13 protein-coding genes are annotated in these 16,052 nt (G+C 70.7%); 12 read left to right on the top strand and 1 reads right to left on the bottom strand.

Features of this window, described 5'->3' with window-relative positions; translation table 11 throughout:
• Window positions 1-10: 10 nt before the first annotated feature.
• The 9 genes from sgcG to AMK24_RS29420 all read left to right on the top strand — a co-directional run bounded on the left by sgcG (window position 11) and on the right by AMK24_RS29420 (window position 9,337).
• Complete coding sequence (sgcG, locus tag AMK24_RS29460) at window positions 11-682, top strand: 2-amino-4-deoxychorismate dehydrogenase SgcG (RefSeq protein WP_073771955.1); 672 nt, start codon at window positions 11-13, stop codon at window positions 680-682.
• Entirely contained in the window at window positions 679-2,133 is a 1,455-nt protein-coding gene (locus tag AMK24_RS29455) for a phenylacetate--CoA ligase family protein (protein ID WP_079190683.1), read from the top strand. Before sgcG ends, AMK24_RS29455 begins: the two co-directional genes overlap by 4 nt.
• Window positions 2,134-2,148: 15 nt before the next feature.
• Window positions 2,149-3,630 (top strand): 2-amino-4-deoxychorismate synthase SgcD, encoded by a 1,482-nt coding sequence (gene sgcD / locus AMK24_RS29450; RefSeq protein WP_073771954.1) that lies wholly within the window; start codon window positions 2,149-2,151, stop codon window positions 3,628-3,630.
• Complete coding sequence (locus AMK24_RS29445; RefSeq protein ID WP_073771953.1) at window positions 3,627-4,289, top strand: anthranilate synthase component II; 663 nt, start codon at window positions 3,627-3,629, stop codon at window positions 4,287-4,289. Before sgcD ends, AMK24_RS29445 begins: the two co-directional genes overlap by 4 nt.
• Window positions 4,290-4,361: 72 nt before the next feature.
• Complete coding sequence (locus AMK24_RS29440; protein ID WP_073771952.1) at window positions 4,362-5,519, top strand: epoxide hydrolase family protein; 1,158 nt, start codon at window positions 4,362-4,364, stop codon at window positions 5,517-5,519.
• 105 nt (window positions 5,520-5,624) lie between these two features.
• On the top strand, window positions 5,625-6,896 hold the full coding sequence (locus tag AMK24_RS29435) for a class I SAM-dependent methyltransferase (protein ID WP_073771951.1): 1,272 nt from the start codon (window positions 5,625-5,627) through the stop codon (window positions 6,894-6,896).
• Window positions 6,896-7,630 carry a class I SAM-dependent methyltransferase gene (locus tag AMK24_RS29430; protein ID WP_073771950.1) on the top strand — a complete coding sequence of 245 codons (735 nt, stop codon included), beginning with the start codon at window positions 6,896-6,898 and terminating at the stop codon, window positions 7,628-7,630. Before AMK24_RS29435 ends, AMK24_RS29430 begins: the two co-directional genes overlap by 1 nt.
• An 11-nt stretch (window positions 7,631-7,641) precedes the next feature.
• Window positions 7,642-8,859, top strand: a complete 1,218-nt coding sequence (locus AMK24_RS29425) for a DegT/DnrJ/EryC1/StrS family aminotransferase (protein ID WP_073771949.1) — start codon at window positions 7,642-7,644, stop codon at window positions 8,857-8,859.
• A gap of 46 nt (window positions 8,860-8,905) precedes the next feature.
• Window positions 8,906-9,337, top strand: a complete 432-nt coding sequence (locus AMK24_RS29420; RefSeq protein WP_079190681.1) for an enediyne antibiotic chromoprotein — start codon at window positions 8,906-8,908, stop codon at window positions 9,335-9,337.
• 132 nt (window positions 9,338-9,469) lie between these two features.
• Here the strand turns inward: AMK24_RS29420 and AMK24_RS29415 are convergent, their stop codons facing one another.
• Entirely contained in the window at window positions 9,470-10,537 is a 1,068-nt protein-coding gene (locus tag AMK24_RS29415; RefSeq protein WP_073771948.1) for a glucose-1-phosphate thymidylyltransferase, read from the bottom strand.
• A gap of 182 nt (window positions 10,538-10,719) precedes the next feature.
• Between AMK24_RS29415 and AMK24_RS29410 the strand changes: the two genes are divergently transcribed.
• From AMK24_RS29410 to AMK24_RS29400, 3 genes are all read left to right on the top strand, one after another.
• Window positions 10,720-12,204 carry a tryptophan 7-halogenase gene (locus AMK24_RS29410; RefSeq protein WP_199876532.1) on the top strand — a complete coding sequence of 495 codons (1,485 nt, stop codon included), beginning with the start codon at window positions 10,720-10,722 and terminating at the stop codon, window positions 12,202-12,204.
• Window positions 12,191-13,576: a cation:proton antiporter gene (locus AMK24_RS29405; RefSeq protein WP_073771947.1), complete on the top strand. Its 1,386-nt coding sequence runs from the start codon at window positions 12,191-12,193 to the stop codon at window positions 13,574-13,576. The genes AMK24_RS29410 and AMK24_RS29405 overlap by 14 nt, the downstream gene beginning before the upstream one ends.
• 79 nt (window positions 13,577-13,655) lie before the next feature.
• Window positions 13,656-15,983: an ATP-binding cassette domain-containing protein gene (locus AMK24_RS29400; protein ID WP_073771946.1), complete on the top strand. Its 2,328-nt coding sequence runs from the start codon at window positions 13,656-13,658 to the stop codon at window positions 15,981-15,983.
• The last annotated feature ends 69 nt before the right edge of the window (window positions 15,984-16,052 follow it).

The following is a 16,052-nucleotide window of genomic DNA, read 5'->3' as shown; positions in this document are numbered from 1 at the left end:
GGAGGCCCCCGTGAGCGCACAACTCAAGATCCTCGCGATCAACGGTTCGGAACGTGACGGCAACACCGCCGACGTACTGCGGCATGCGGCACGCGTCGCCGAGAACCGCGGCGTCGACTTCGAGACCGTCGACCTGCGCTCGATCAGGATGGAGCGGTGCGGGCCGTGCGGCGACTGCAACGACAGGCCCGTGGCCTGCACCCTGGCCGACGGGGTGCCCGAGGTCGTGGCGAAGATGGTCGCGGCGGACGGGATCATCTTCGCGGCGCCCGTGCACGGCTTCGGCACCGCCAGCCTCATGCAGACCTTCATCGAGCGCGCCGGCGTCGGATATCTGCGCTTCGACCGGCCGCTGAGCAACAAGGTCGCCGGGATCATCTCGGTCGCCCGGCGCTACAGCGCCGGTGAGGTGTGGGCCCAGCTGACCGTCAACGCCCTGCTCAACCGGATGATCCTGGTGGGCAGCGGTTTCCCGGCGACGGTGCACGCCCTGCACCGGGGCGACGCGCTCAAGGACGAGGAGGGCCTCACCAACGTCTCGCGCCTGGTCGAGAGGATGACGGACATGATGGAGCTGCTCGACGAACACCGTCGGCTCTCCGGCCGTTCGGACGCGCTGGCCTCCGGCGAGGTCAACGAGCGGGTCGGCCTCGCTCTCAACGAACTCCAGGCGCAGCCGTGAGAGACGACCGGCGGCCCGGTCCCGCCCGGACCGGGCCGCTGGGCGCCGAAGCGGACGACGGCTTCTGGTCCGCCTACGGGCAGGTGAGCGACGCGTTCTACCGCGGAGACCTCACCGCCGCCGACCGCGAGCGCTGGGAGAGCGAGCGGCTGACGGCCGTACTGCGCCACGTCACCCGGCGCTCGCCGTTCTACCGCCGCCACCTGGCCGGCGTGGACGTCGAGGCGGTCACCCCCGCGAACCTGGCGGAACTGCCCTTCACCACCAAGGACGACCTGCGGCGGGAGATGCACGACGTCCTGTCGGGTCCGCTGCACGAAGCGCGCATCTACTACGAGACCACCGGAACCACCGGCGCCGCCACCCCGTGCCCGCGCGGCGAGAAGGACATCGCGACCAGCAACATCGCCGTCCGGGAGTCCTGGCGCCGCATGCTGGAGGCCCGGTTCGGGGACCGGATGCCCGTCGTGGGCCTGATGGGGCCGTCGGAACTGTACGCGTTCGGGGATGTGTTCACCGCGGTGGCGGGGGAGCTGGGAGCCTGCCACGTCAAGATCTGGCCCGAGTCCCCCAGGGTGGGGTTCCGCAAGGCGCTGCGGCTGATCGAGGAGCTGGAGGTCGAGGTCGTCGTCTGTGCTCCGGCCCTGTGCCTGAGCCTGGCCAAGGCGGCCCTGCACTACGGCTACGACCTGGCCGACCTGCCGGTGAAGCTCTTCCTCACGCTGGGGGAGATCTGCACCCCTCAGTTCGCCGACAACGTGGCGACCCTGTGGCCGCAGGCCGTCGTGCGGCCCACGCTCTACGGCTCCCAGGAAGCCCTGTGCATCGCCACCGGCGCGGACACCGGAGCGCTCCACCTCGCCCAGCCCAACTACCTGGTCGAACTCGTCGAACCGGACACCGGCGCCGTGGTCGGCGACACCGGTGAGGGCGAACTCGTTCTCACCATGCTGGTGGACGGCATCAAACCGCTGATCCGCTACCGTACCGGGGACCTGGTCCGCATCCTTCCGGCGAGCCCCGGAGACCCGCTGCCGGGCCCGCGGATCCAGGTCATCGGCCGGGTCTCGGACCGCATCCCCCTGGGCGATGTGACCCTCCAGCCCGCCGAGCTGGAAGCCGCGATCCTCGACGGGGTCGGCGGCTGCCTCGGCTACCAGGTCGTCATCGACCGGCAGGACGACGGCAGCGACGCCGTCACCGTGCGCATGGACCTGCTGGCCGGCGCCGACGGGGAACGGCAGGGCATCGGCGAGGCCGTCGCCGCCAGGCTCCGGGAGCGGACCGGGGCGCACGCCGGCATCGTCGTGGACACCGACCTCGACCCGGTGACCCACACCGGCTCCTTCGTCAGTTGGAAGGCCGCGCGCGTCGTCGACAACCGCTCCGGCCCCGACCGGGCGGTACTGACCGCCCGTCAGGTGGCACACCGCTACGCCATCACCACGTGATCCGGAGGACCCAGGATGACCGACCAGTGCATGGTCTCGGCCCCGGTGCGGGTGCGGACACGACGCCTCGATGTGAAGGAGACGGGCTCCCTGCCCGCCTACCGCGCGCTGGCCGAGCACTTCGGCCCCGACGAGGTCTACCTCCTGGAGTCCGCGGCCGGCCCGAGCCGCGACCGCAGGCACCAGTTCGTCGGCTTCGGCGCGCTGCTCTCGCTCTCGGTCACCGACCGGGCGGTGCGCGTCGAGGGCGTACCCGCCCTGCAGGGCCTGCTCCTGGAGCGGGCCGGCGCGCTGCTGGAGGACGGCCCCCAGGGGCTGCGGCTGCGTACCGCGGCCGGGTTGTGGTCGCTGCTGCGGGCCATGCGGGACATGTTCGACGCCGAGGGGTCCGCGTCCGGCTTCCGCTTCGGGTTCCTCGGCTTCTTCGGGTACGACACGGCCCGCTACATCGAGGAGCTGCCCCACCTCATCGAGACCCGGCCGGACCTGCCCGACGTACGCATGGTCCTGCACCAGGGCAGCGTGGTCACCGATCTCGCCACCGGCCGGAGCGAACTGCTGCTCCACGAGTCCCCGTACTGGCCCGCCCTCGCGGCGGAGACCGTCACCGGGCTCCTCGCCGACGCCGAGCGGTCCTGGCCCGACCCGTCCGTCGACGGATTCCCCGCCTCGGCGGTCACCGACGACAGCGCCCCCGAGGTGTTCGCGAACGACGTCGAGCGGTGTTTGAAGCACATCGCCGTCGGCGACATCTACCAGGTGCAGATCGGCCACGAGCTCTCCATCCGCTCGGCGGCCGACCCCGCGGACGTCTACCAGCGCCTGCGCCGGCGGAACGCCTCCCCGTACATGTACCTGGCGGGCATCGACGGGCACCGCCTGATCGGCGCCAGCCCCGAGCTGTTCGTACGCATCGAGGACGGCGAGGTCACGATGCGGCCGATCGCGGGCACGGTGCCGCGGTCCGGCCCGGACGGCGGCACCGCCGCGGGAGTCCGGCTGCGGTCCGATCCCAAGGAGATCGCCGAACACACCATGCTGGTGGACCTCTGCCGCAACGACATCGGACGGATCGCCCGGCCGAACACGCTCGACGTACCCGACCAGTTGGACGTGGAGGGCTACTCCCACGTGATGCACCTGGTCTCCACGGTGGTCGGCCGGGCGCGGGCGGACACCGACGCCTTCGACAGCATCGCCGCCCTGTTCCCCGCCGGCACCATGACGGGCGCACCCAAGATCCGCGCCATGGAGATCATCGAGTCCGTCGAGCGTAGCCGCCGCGGCCTGTACGCGGGGGCGCTCGGCCTCCTCGACGTGGGCGGATACACCAACCTCGCCCTGTGCATCCGCACCCTGTTCCACCACGAGGGCGTCTACCGCACCCGGGCCTCGGCCGGAATCGTCGCCGATTCCGAACCGGGGGCGGAGTGGACCGAGACGCTGGCCAAGATGAGCGCCACGCACTGGGCGGTCACCGGAGAGGAGTTGCTGTGAGCTTGCGGTCTCCCGACGGATCGGGGGGAGGCGCCGACGCCCCGCGGGTCCTGGTGGTCGACGCGTTCGACAGCTTCGTCGACATCCTGCGCCAGTACCTGATGTCCGCCGGCGCGGAGCCGGTCATGGTGCGGTCGCACCGCATGACCCCGGACGAGATGGGGCTGATGCGGCCCGACGCGGTCCTGCTGGGACCGGGCCCCGGCCACCCCGACACCTCCGGGCACGTCGAGATCGTCCAGGCGTTCGCCGGCCGGGTTCCGCTGCTCGGGGTGTGCCTGGGCCATCAGGCCGTCGCCCGCGCCTACGGCGCCGCCACCGTCCCCGCCCGGCATCTCATGCACGGAAAGACGAGCCGGATCACGCACGACGGGCGCGGAGTGTTCACCGGGCTGCCCGCAGGGTTCTCCGCGACCCGCTACCACTCGCTGATCGTGCCGGAGGGCACGGTCCCGCCGTCCCTGGAGGTCACCGCGCACTCCACGGACGACGGCTACGTGATGGGCCTGCGCCACCGTTCGCTGCCGGTGGAGTCCGTCCAGTTCCATCCGGAGAGCTTCCGCACCGAACACGGCATGCCGATGATCCGCAACTTCCTGGCCTCCATGCGGTCCTTCACCGCACGGGACTGCGCGGCCGCACCGGCCGAAGCAGCCTGAGCACGGTCCCCGATCACGGCGGGACGGCCGCTTCGCGCCGCCCGCTCCCACAATCACGAGGGTGGATTCACTGTGCGTCCCTTCCGTATCGAGATCGCCCAGTCCGACATCGACGACCTGCACCGCCGGATCGACGCGACCCGGTGGCCGTCGGAGATACCCGGATCCGGATGGGACCGCGGAGTACCGCTGTCCTACCTCAAGGAGCTCACCGAGCACTGGCGCCACGGTTACGACTGGCGGGCCGCGGAGACCGAGCTGAACGCGTTCCCCCAGTTCGTCACCACCATCGACGGCGCCGACGTGCACTTCCTGCACGTGCGCTCGCCCGAGCCGGACGCGGTCCCGCTGATCCTCACCCACGGCTGGCCCGGCTCGGTGGCCGAGTTCCTCGACGTCATCGGCCCCCTGAGCGACCCGCGCGCACACGGCGGCGACCCGGCGGACGCGTTCCACGTGGTCGTCCCCTCCATGCCGGGCTACGGGTTCTCCGGCCCGACGACCGAGCCGGGCTGGGACGTGCGGCGCATCGCACGCGCCTGGGCTGAGCTGATGAACCGGCTCGGCTACGAGCGCTACGTCGCCCAGGGCGGCGACTGGGGCAAGGTCGTCTCGCTGGAGCTGGGGCTGGCCGACCCCGAGCACGTGGCCGGCGTCCACCTGAACATGCTGGTGACCTTCCCGCCGCAGGACGACCCGGAGGCCATCGGGCGCCTGGACGAGAGCGACCTGGGCAAGCTGGCGCACGGCGGGGAGTTCGCCGACACCGGCATCGGCTGGCAGCGCATCCAGGCCACCCGACCGCAGACCCTGGCCTACGGGCTCACCGACTCGCCGGTCGGCCAACTCGCCTGGATACTCGACAAGTTCCAGGAGTGGAGCGGCGGCAAGAACGTGGAGGAGGCCATCCCGCGCGACCGGCTGCTCACCCACGTGATGATCTACTGGCTGACCGCGACCGCCGGGTCCAGCGCCCAGCTGTACTACGAGTCGGCTCGCGGCATGGCGGACTTCGCCCGCACCTGGGGCGGGCCCTGGCCCCTGAGCGCCCCTGTCGGCGTCGCGGTGTTCCCGGACGACGCCACCCGGCCGATCCGGTCGTTCGCCGAGGGCATCCTGCCGACCCTGACGCGGTGGACCGAGTTCGACCGCGGCGGGCACTTCGCCGCCATGGAGCAGCCGCAGCTCCTCGTCGAGGACGTCCGGTCGTTCACCCGTCCGCTGCGCTGAAGCACTAGGGCACACACGAAGTGGAGCGCCCGTCGGCCGGAACTCTAGATTGACGTCCCCGGACCGACGGGCCCGATGCGTCGGCTTTCGCCGTCAGGAGACTTCATGCTGGAGAAATGCAGGCGGGACGAGACCTGCCGTGTATGCGGTGCGGACGACTGGACCGAGGTCATCTCGTTCGGTTCGCTACCGCTCGCCAACGGTTTCGTCGACCCGGCCGACGCCGACGAGGCGCAGGACGTCTTCCCGCTCGACGTCATCGTGTGCCGGTCGTGCCGGCTGATGACGCTGCGGCATGTCGTCGACCCCGAGGCGCTGTTCAAGCACTACGTCTACGTCTCCTCCGACTCCGACCAGATCCGCGAGCACATGGCGCACATCGTCGAGCTGGCCACCCGCCGGGCGGGCCTCGCCTCCGGCGACCTGGTCGTGGAGCTGGGCAGCAACGTCGGCACCCAGCTCGCGATGTTCCAGGAGGCGGGCATGCGGGTGGCCGGGGTCGACCCGGCGGCCAACCTCGCCGAGATCGCCAACGCGCGGGGCGTCCCCACCGACCCGGACTTCTTCGGCCCCGGCCCCGCGGGCCGCATCGCCTCCGAGCAGGGCCGGGCCAAAGCCGTCATCGGCCGCCAGTGCTTCGCGCACATCGACGACGTACACCGCATCCTGGACGGCGTCGACGCGGTGCTCGACGACGACGGCGTCCTGGTCATCGAGGTGCCGTACCTGCTGAACCTGCTCGACGAGAACCAGTTCGACACGATCTACCACGAGCACCTGTCGTACTTCTCCCTGCACACGCTGCGCCACCTCTTCGGCATGCACGGCCTGCGGATCATCGACGTGGAGCGGGTCGCCGTCCACGGCGGTTCGATCGCCGTCGTCGCCGCACGCGAGTCGGCCGCGCGGACCCCGGAGCCGTCGGTCGCCGCGCTGCTCGGCCTGGAGGAGGAGCGCGGACTGCTGACGGAGGCCCCCTACCGGGCCTTCGCCGAGCGGGTGACGCACGTGACCGAGGCGGTGCGCACGCTCGTCCGCGGCCTGGCGGCGGACGGCCACCGCGTGGCCGGCTACGGGGCGCCGTCCAAGGGCACCCAGCTGCTGATGGCCTGCGGCCTGACCGCCGACGACATCACCGTCTGCGGCGACACCACGCCCCTCAAGCACGGCAAGCTGCTGCCGGGAAACCGCATCCCCGTCCTTCCGCCGGACGAGGTCGCCGCCACCGAACCGGACTACTACCTCCTCCTCGCGTGGAACTACACCGAAGAGGTCGTCCGCAAGGAGCGCCGCTTCCTCGAGGCGGGAGGGAAGTTCATCGTTCCCATCCCGGAGCCCAGGATCATCTCCGCCCAGTCAGCGAAGGAGCTCGTCTGATGGAGTACGGCCCCGAGCACGCGAAGTTCTACGACCTCGTGTTCCGCAGCCGCGGCAAGGACTTCGACCTGGAGGCCCGCGGGCTCACCGAGCTGATCCTCGCCGACCGCCCCGACGCCGTATCGCTCCTGGACGTCGCCTGCGGCACCGGCGCCCACCTGGAGACGCTCGCCACGCTCTTCGGCCACGTGGAGGGCCTGGAGTACGCGCCCGCGATGCTGGAGCAGGCGGCCGGCCGGCTGCCCGGCGTCCCGCTGCACGCCGGCGACATGCGCTCCTTCGACCTGGGCCGCACCTTCGACGCGATCACCTGCATGGGCAACGCGCTCGGCGAGATGGGGTCCGTCACCGAGCTCAAGGCCGCGGTGTCGGCCATGGCCCAGCACCTGAACCCCGGCGGTGTCCTGGTCGCCGAGCCCTGGTACTTCCCCGAGAACTTCCTCGACGGGCATGTCGGCGGCCATCTGCACCGTGAGGAGGGCCGCGTCATCACGCGGATGACGCACTCCGTGCGCCAGGGCGACAAGTCGCGTCTGGAGGTCCGGTTCCGGGTCGCGGACGCCTCCGGGTTCAGCGAGTTCTCCGAGGTCCTGACCTCCAGCCTGTTCACCCGCGAGCAGTACGCCGACGCCTTCGAGTCGGCGGGCCTCTCGGTGAGGTTCGTGCCGGGCTTCCGGCTGGCCGACGGCCGGCCCAACAGCCCCGGCCTCTTCGTCGGCGTGCGCACGGCATGAGCGGCGGCCCGGTGCGTCTCGAGTCCCTGCCCACGCCCTACTTCAGCGAACCGCTGCACGTCGGACGCCCGAACGTGGGCTCCCGCGACCGGTTGATCGAACGGATCGACGGAGCGCTGGAGCGGCTGTGGTTCACCAACGACGGCCCTCTGGTCCGGGAGTTCGAGGCCCGCGTGGCCGAGCTCACCGAGGTCAGGCACTGCGTCGCCGTGTCGAACGCCACCACCGGCATCCAGGTCGCCGCGAAGGCCCTGGGCATCGGCCCGGGGGATGAGGTGATCGTCCCCTCCTTCACCTGGGTCGCCACCGCCCACGCGCTGGACTGGATCGGTGCGGTGCCCGTCTTCTGCGAACTGGACGAGGAGACCGGCACCGCCGACGTGGCGCACGTGGAGCGGCTGATCGGCCCGCGCACCCGCGCCATCCTGGACGTGCACGTCTTCGGCAGGCCCGCCCGGATCGACGAGCTGACCAAGCTGGCCGAGGAGCACGGGCTCCCGCTGCTCTTCGACGCCGCCCACGCCTTCGGCTGCACCTACCGGTCCAAGCCGATCGGCGGATTCGGCACGGCGGAGATCTTCAGCTTCCAGGCGACGAAGTTCGTGAACAGCTTCGAGGGCGGTGCGATCGTCACCGACGACGACGCGCTGGCCGACCGGCTCCGGGCCATGCGCCACCAGGGCCTCAACGCCGCGCACGAGATCACCGGCAGCGGAACGGTCGCCCGGATGCACGAGATCAGCGCGGCCATGGGCCTCACCTCCCTGGAGTCGGCCGACCACTTCACCGAGGTCAACCGGCGCAACTACCGGCTGTACGAGGAGTACCTGGACGACCTGCCCGGCGTCCGGGTCCGCCCGCAGGAGCAGGGCGAGCTGTCGAACTGCCAGTACGTCGTCATCGAGGTGGACGCCGACCGGGCCGGACTGCACCGCGACGAGCTCCAGGAGGTGCTCAAGCGGCACAATGTGCTGGCCCGCGCCTACTTCAGCCCCGGCTGCCACAGCTGCGAGCCCTACCGGTCCGACCCCGCGCGCCACGCGCCCGATCCGCTCCCGAAGGTGGAGGCGCTCACCGAGCGGGTGCTGTCACTGCCCACCGGCACGGCCGTGGGGCCGAAGGAGGTACGGGGAGTCTGCCGTATCGTCCGCGCGGCCGTCGACGGGAGCACGGTGCCCCAGGGGAATGACAGCACAGAAGAAGATGCAGGCGGCAGCCATTCGAGGTGATCCTTTCAGGGAGTGATCAACCCCCTCCTCGAAATGGAGTATCCGCATGTCGTTACGTCACATGTCCCGCCGTGCCTCCAGGTTCGGCGTCGTGGCTGTCGCGTCCATCGGGCTGGCCGCCGCCGCGCAGTCCGTGGCCTTCGCCGCGCCCTCCTTCTCGGCCAGCCCCGCGTCGGGCCTGAGCGACGGGCAGAGCGTCTCGGTGTCGGTCAGCGGTGCGGCCGCGGGTGAGACCTACTACATCGCGCAGTGTGCGCCGGTCGGCGGCCAGGAGGCGTGCAACCCGGCGACCGCCACCTCCTTCACCACGGACGCGTCCGGAGCGGCGTCGTTCAGCTTCGTCGTGCGCAAGACGTACGCGGGCAGCACGCCCACCGGCACGCCGGTCGGCAACGTCGACTGCGCGACCGACGCGTGCAACCTCGGCGCCGGCAACTCCGGTCTCGACCTCGGCCACGTGGCTCTGACCTTCGGCTGATCGAACCGTGGCCCCCGGTTCCGCGGACCGGGGACCTGTGTGCTGCCGGGGCGGGTCGCACCCGTCCCGGCAGCGCCCTTCGCGGCCTGACGCCCCTGCCGGACCTCCCCCCGGGGTCCCGGCAGGCGGGCGTCAGGCCGCGATCTCGATCTGTACGTGGTCGCCGACGACCAGGCGGTGCCGGGCCTCGCCCCGGGCCCCCGGCCCGACCCGGGCGCCCCGCCCGATCAGCGAGCCGTGCAGTCCGGCCACCGCGAGGATCGAGGCGTCGTCCAGGACGATGGAGTCGGAGAGCCGGGAGGCCCGCACCGTGCAGTGCCGGCCGATGGAGGCGTACGGTCCGATCTGGCTGTCCTCGACGACCGTCCCCGCACCGATCACCGCGGGCCCCACGATCCGCGAACGTGTCACGCGCGCGCCCTCCTCGACGACCACACCGCCCAGCAGTTCGCTCTCCGGGCCCACCTCGCCCGACACCCGGCGGGCCAGCCGGCCGAGCATTCGGCGGTTGCACTCCACGACGTCCTCGACCCGGCCGGTGTCCTTCCAGTAGTCGGTGTAGCGGCCGGCCTCGACCCGCGAGCCGTGCTCCAGGAGCCACTGGATCGCGTCGGTGATCTCCAGCTCCCCGCGGGCGCTCGGCCGGATCGCGTCGACGGCGCGGTGCACGTCGGCGGTGAAGAAGTACACGCCGATCGCCGCCAGGTCGCTGCGCGGTTCCCGGGGCTTCTCCACCAGGCGCAGCACCTGTCCCTGGGCGTCCAGCTCGATCACGCCGAAGGCCCGGGGGTCGGGCACCTGGCGCACGACGATCCGCGCGGCGGGGCGGGCCCGGAGGAACTCCCGGGCCTGCGCCGGCAGGTCCCCGTCGAGCATGATGTCGCCCAGGTACAGGACGAAGTCGTCCTCGTCGAGGAACTCGCGGGCCAGTTTCACGCAGTGCGCGATGCCCAGGGGTTGGTCCTGGCGTATGTAGGTGATGCGCAGACCGAAACGGCTGCCGTCCCCGATCGCCTCAATGATTTCCTGAGCCCAGTCGCCGACGACAATACCGACCTCTTTGATATCGAGGTCGCGAATATTCTCCAGAACGTATTCCAGGACCGGCTTCCCGGCGATCGGAACAAGCTGCTTCGGCATGGCGTAACTGATCGGGCGCAGGCGGGTTCCCGAACCGCCCGACAGTACAAGTGCCTTCATTGTGTTCCGCCCTTCAGCGCAATCACTGAAATTCCACGTCACTGTAGACCGGACCGCGCGGTACGCGCTTCTCGCAGAATGCCCACGACTTCGCAATCCCGGAGATGCGGCGCCCCCGCGGCGGGCCGGAGGATTCCAGCGAATGTGAGACGCCGCTTCCCGACGCGCGAGAAGGAGACTCCGTGGACGTGTCAGCGCAGTACGACGTCATCGTGGTGGGCGGTGGCCCGGCGGGCTCGACCGTGTCCACGCTGGTCCGCAAGAGGGGTCACCGGGTGCTCCAGTTGGAGAAGGAGACCTTCCCGCGCTACCAGATCGGTGAGTCCCTCCTCCCCGCCACCGTCCACGGCATCGCGCATCTCCTCGACGTCTCCGACGAGCTGAAGAAGGCCTCTTTCACGATCAAGCACGGCGGGACGTTCAAGTGGGGCGCCAACCCCGAGCCCTGGACGTTCGACTTCGCCGTCTCGCGCCGGATGCCCGGTGCGACGGGGTACGCCTACCAGGTCGAACGCATGAAGTTCGACAAGATCCTCCTCGACAACGCTCGCAAGCACGGGGTGGAGGTACGGGAGAACAGCGACGTCCTCGACGTGCTCAAGGCCGAGGACGGCCGGGTCCGGGGGGTGCGCTACCGGGACGCCGAGGGGCGTGAGCACGAGGTGAGCGCCCGCTTCGTCGTGGACGCCTCCGGCAACACCGGCGGGCTGTACAAGAAGTCCGGCTCCAAGCGCGAGTACTCGCCCTTCTTCCGCAACCTCGCCCTGTTCGGCTACTTCAACGGCGGCAAGCGGCTGCCCAAGCCGAACTCCGGGAACATCTTCACCTGCGCCTTCGAGCACGGCTGGTTCTGGTACATCCCCCTGACCCCCGACCTGACCAGCGTCGGCGCGGTGGTGAACCGGGACTCGGCGAGCCTGGTGCAGGGCGACCCCGAGAAGGCGATGGAGTCGTTCATCGCGGCCTGCCCGCTGATCGCGGAGAAGCTCTCCGAGGCCACCCGGGTGACCGAGGGCCCCTACGGCGAGCTGCGGGTCCGCAAGGACTGGTCGTACAGCAACACGAAGTTCTGGGCGCCGGGCATGGCCCTGATCGGGGACGCCGCGTGCTTCGTCGACCCGGTGTTCTCCTCCGGGGTCCACCTCGCCACCTACAGCGGGCTGCTGGCCGCGCGCTCGCTCAACTCCTGCCTGGACGGGACGGTCGACGAGACCACCGCGTTCGAGGAGTTCGAGGCGCGCTACCGGCTGGAGTACAGCCGCTTCTACGAGTTCCTCGTCGGCTTCTACGACATGCACCATTCGGAGGACTCCTACTTCTGGCAGGCCCGGAAGATCTCCAACACCGCGGACTCCGACCTGGAGTCGTTCGTCGAGCTGATCGGCGGGGTCTCCTCCGACGAGTTCGCCGACGCGGCGCGGGCCAGGCAGCGGTTCGCCGAGGCGTCGGACGAGATGGCCGGCATGACGCACACCGCCGCGGACGACACCGGCGGGCCGCACGGCGCCGTGCCGGGAAAGGTGGTGGGCCGTCTCATGGAGCAGGGCGCCGCCCTGCAGGCGCGGGCGCTGCTCGGCGACGAGGCGGGGGCCGAGCGACCGGTCAGGCAGGGGGGCCTGGCCGCGTCGACGGACGGACTGGGCTGGGTTCCCCATGCACGGTCCTGACGTGGCGGCGCTCGCCGCCGCCACGTCGCCGCTGGGCGGGGAGCCGCTGACCGTCTTCCTGCTCCAGGTCGGCGTACTCCTCGTCTGCGCCTACGGTCTGGGGCGGCTGGGCGCCCGGGTCGGCCTACCGCCCCTGGTGGGGGAACTGACCGCGGGGGTGCTGCTGGGGCCGACGCTGCTGGGGCAGATCGCACCGGGGCTCTCCGGCCGGCTGTTCCCCGCGGACATGTCGCAGGCGCACCTGCTCGACGCGTTCTGCCAGTTCGGCATCCTGCTGCTGGTGGCCATCGCCGGGGCTCAGTTCGACCCCCTGATCCTGCGCAGGCGCGGGGGGCTGGCTGCCCGGGTGAGCCTGGCCGGTCTCCTGGTGCCTCTGGGGCTGGGTATCGCCACCGGGTACCTGGTGCCGGCCTCGCTGCTGACGGACTCCGGAGAACGGGGCGTCTTCGCGCTGTTCCTCGGGGTCGCCATGTGCGTCACCGCGCTCCCGGTGATCGCCAAGACGCTCGCGGACCTGAACCTCACGCACCGCAACGTCGGCCAGTTGCTCATCGCGGCCGCCGTGTTCGACGATGCGGTGGGCTGGCTGCTGCTCGCCCTGGTGACGGCGTTGGCCAGCGGGGGGGCCGGCGGGCCCGTGGTCCTGACCACAATGGCCTGGACCGCCGTGTTCATCGCCGCGGCGTGCGCGGTGGGCGGCCCGATCGGCAGGCGGATGTCCCGTACCGGGGGCGGCCGGGTTCCGGTGTCGGCCATCACCGTCGGCGTGGCCGTCGTCGTCCTGTACGGGGCGCTGACCGCGGCGGCCGGGATGGAGGCGCTGTTCGGGGCGTTCGTGGCCGGGGCCACCCTGCTCCGGCACATCGACCCGGCGCGGCTGGCTCCGCTGCGCACCCTGGTCATGGCCGTGTTCGCCCCGGTGTTCCTGGGCAGTGTGGGGCTGCGCATGGACCTGACGGCGCTCGCGGAGCCGTCGGTCCTCCTCACCGGTGTCGTCGTCCTCTTCGTGGCCACGCTCGGCAAGTTCGCCGGTGCGTACGTCGCCGCCCGCAGCGGCGGGATGAGCCGGTACGAGGGGCTGGCGCTCGGGGCGGGGATGAACTCGCGCGGGATGATCGAGGTGGTGATCGCCCTGGTCGGGCTGCGCATCGGCGTACTGGACACCGTCACCTTCACGATCATCGTGCTGATCGCCCTCATCACCTCGGTGTCGGCGCCGCCGCTCCTGCGCTGGGCGAGCAGCCGGATCGCTTTCGAGAGCGACGAGCAGGAGCGGGAGGAGCGGCTGGCCGGCTGGAGCACCGAGCCCGCCTTCTCGGGCGGGCCGCCGCCCAAGTCAGCACGGCAGGAGAAGACCGCGGACACCTCCTGAGTGCAGGCTAGGTGGTTACCGTTCCGCCGGTCCGTCCGGCGGAACGGTGACTCATGTACGGAACCAGGAGGAGAACTCTGTGAGCGTCACCGACCCCACCCCCGGCGCGGACACCGCATCCGGTCCGGGAGACGGCATCCGTATCGCGGGCGCGCGGATCCACAATCTCAAGGATGTCTCGCTGACGATCCCCCGCAACCAGATCACGGTCTTCACGGGGGTCTCGGGATCGGGCAAGTCGTCGATCGTCTTCGACACGGTGGCCGTGGAGGCCCAGCGGCAGCTGAACTCCACCTTCAGCTGGTACATCCGCAACCAGCTCCCGAAGTACGAACGTCCGCAGGCCGAGGCGATCGAGAACCTCACCACCCCGGTGATCGTCGACCAGAAGCCGGTGGGGGGCAACGCCCGGTCCACGGTGGGCACCATGACCGACGTGCAGCCCATGATCCGGGCCCTGTTCGCCCGGTTCGGCACGACGACGGACAAGAAGCCGTCCTCGCTCGGCGTCTCCGCGTTCTCGTTCAACGACCCCCAGGGCATGTGCCCGGACTGCGACGGTCTCGGCCAGAGCATCGCCCTCGACCTGGACAAGATGCTGGACCGCTCGAAGTCCCTGGACGACGGGGCGGTTCTCTTCCCCGAGTACAAGGTGGGCAGCCCCGACTGGCAGATCTGGGCGAAGTCAGGCCGTCTGGATCCGGCCAAGCCGATCGCCGAGTACAGCGCCGAGGAATTGGACACCCTGCTGCGCGGCACCGGCGGGAAGGTGACGCTGAAGACCAAGAGCACCGAGTTCCAGACGAACTACGAAGGGCTGGCCGACCGGTTCGAGCGGCTCAACCTCAAGCGCGACCTCAGCGCCCTGAGTGATCGTAAGCGCGAGGTCATCGAACGCTTCGTCACCGACGGCGTCTGCCCCTCCTGCCGGGGGGCGCGGCTCAACGCCGCCGCGCTCGACGTGCGGATCGACGGCAAGAACATCGCCGACTACTCGAGCATGGAGGTCCGCGACCTCACGGAGGTGCTCACCGGCGTCACAGAGCCGGCCGCGGCTCCCCTCGCGAAGGCCGCGCGCACGGCCCTGGAGCGGATCGTGTCCATCGGGCTCGGCTACCTGACCCTGGACCGGCCCACGGCCGACCTCTCCGGGGGCGAGGGGCAGCGGCTGAAGATGGTCCGCCACCTCGGCAGTGGTCTGGCCGGGCTCACCTACATCTTCGACGAGCCCAGCATCGGCCTGCACCCGCGCGACGTGGGACGGCTCAACGAGCTGCTGCGCGCGCTGCGCGACAAGGGGAACACCGTGCTGGTCGTCGAGCACGACCCCGATGTGATCGAGATCGCCGACCACATCGTCGACGTCGGCCCCGGGGCCGGGGTGCACGGTGGCGAAATCGTGTTCGAGGGGTCCTTCGCGGAGCTGCGGAAGGCGAAGACCCGGACGGGGGAGGCACTGCGGCGCGGGGCACGCGTGAAGGAGGAGGTCCGCCCGCCCACGGGGGAGCTGACCGTGGAGAACGCGGATCTGCACAACCTGAAGCAGGTCTCCGTGGCCGTACCCACCGGCGTGCTGACCGCGGTGACCGGGGTGGCGGGTTCCGGCAAGAGCAGCCTGATCTCCGGGGCCTTCATGGAGGCGCACCCCGACGCCGTGTTCGTCGACCAGTCCGCGATCGCCGCCTCCTCGCGCTCCACACCGGTGTCCTACCTCGGTCTGATGGACCCGCTGCGCAAGCTGTTCGCGAAGGAGACCGGCGCGAACGCCTCACTGTTCAGCTTCAACTCGAAGGGCTCGTGCGAGGAGTGCCAGGGCCGCGGGGTCATCATCACCGAGCTGGCCTTCATGGACCCCGTGACCACCCACTGCGGTGTCTGTGAGGGGCGCCGCTTCAAGCCCGAGGTCCTGGAGCACAAGCTTCGCGGCAAGTCCATCGCGGACGTCCTGGAGCTGCCCGCCGACGAGGCCGTCGAGTTCTTCACCGAGAAGGCGCTGCTGCCCAAGCTGCGCGCCCTCGTGGACGTCGGCCTCGGGTACCTCAGCCTGGGTCAGCCGCTCTCCAGCCTCTCCGGTGGTGAGCTGCAGCGCATCAAGCTCGCCGACCAGCTGCACCGCACGGGCACGGTCTACGTCCTGGACGAGCCCACCACCGGGCTGCACATGTCGGACGTGGACACCCTGCTGGCGCTCCTGGACGGTCTCGTCGAGGCGGGCAACACCGTCGTGGTCATCGAGCACAACCTCGATGTGGTGCAGCAGGCCGACTGGATCATCGACCTTGGCCCCGACGGCGGACGGGAAGGCGGGGAGATCGTCTTCACCGGTACGCCGAAGGACCTGCTCGCCGCGGATTCCTCCCTCACCGGCGAGTACCTGCGCCGCCACCTGAAGGCCCAGGCCGGCTGACCGGACGTCTGGCAGTCGTCCGAGGGGTCCGTGCTCTTCGGACGACCGTCCGTGGTTGTGGCCGCTCCC

The organism is Streptomyces sp. CB02366, from assembly GCF_001905905.1.
Taxonomy (GTDB): domain Bacteria; phylum Actinomycetota; class Actinomycetes; order Streptomycetales; family Streptomycetaceae; genus Streptomyces.
Note: the sequence above shows the minus strand (reverse complement) of the source record. Positions and strands in the feature narration are given on the sequence as shown.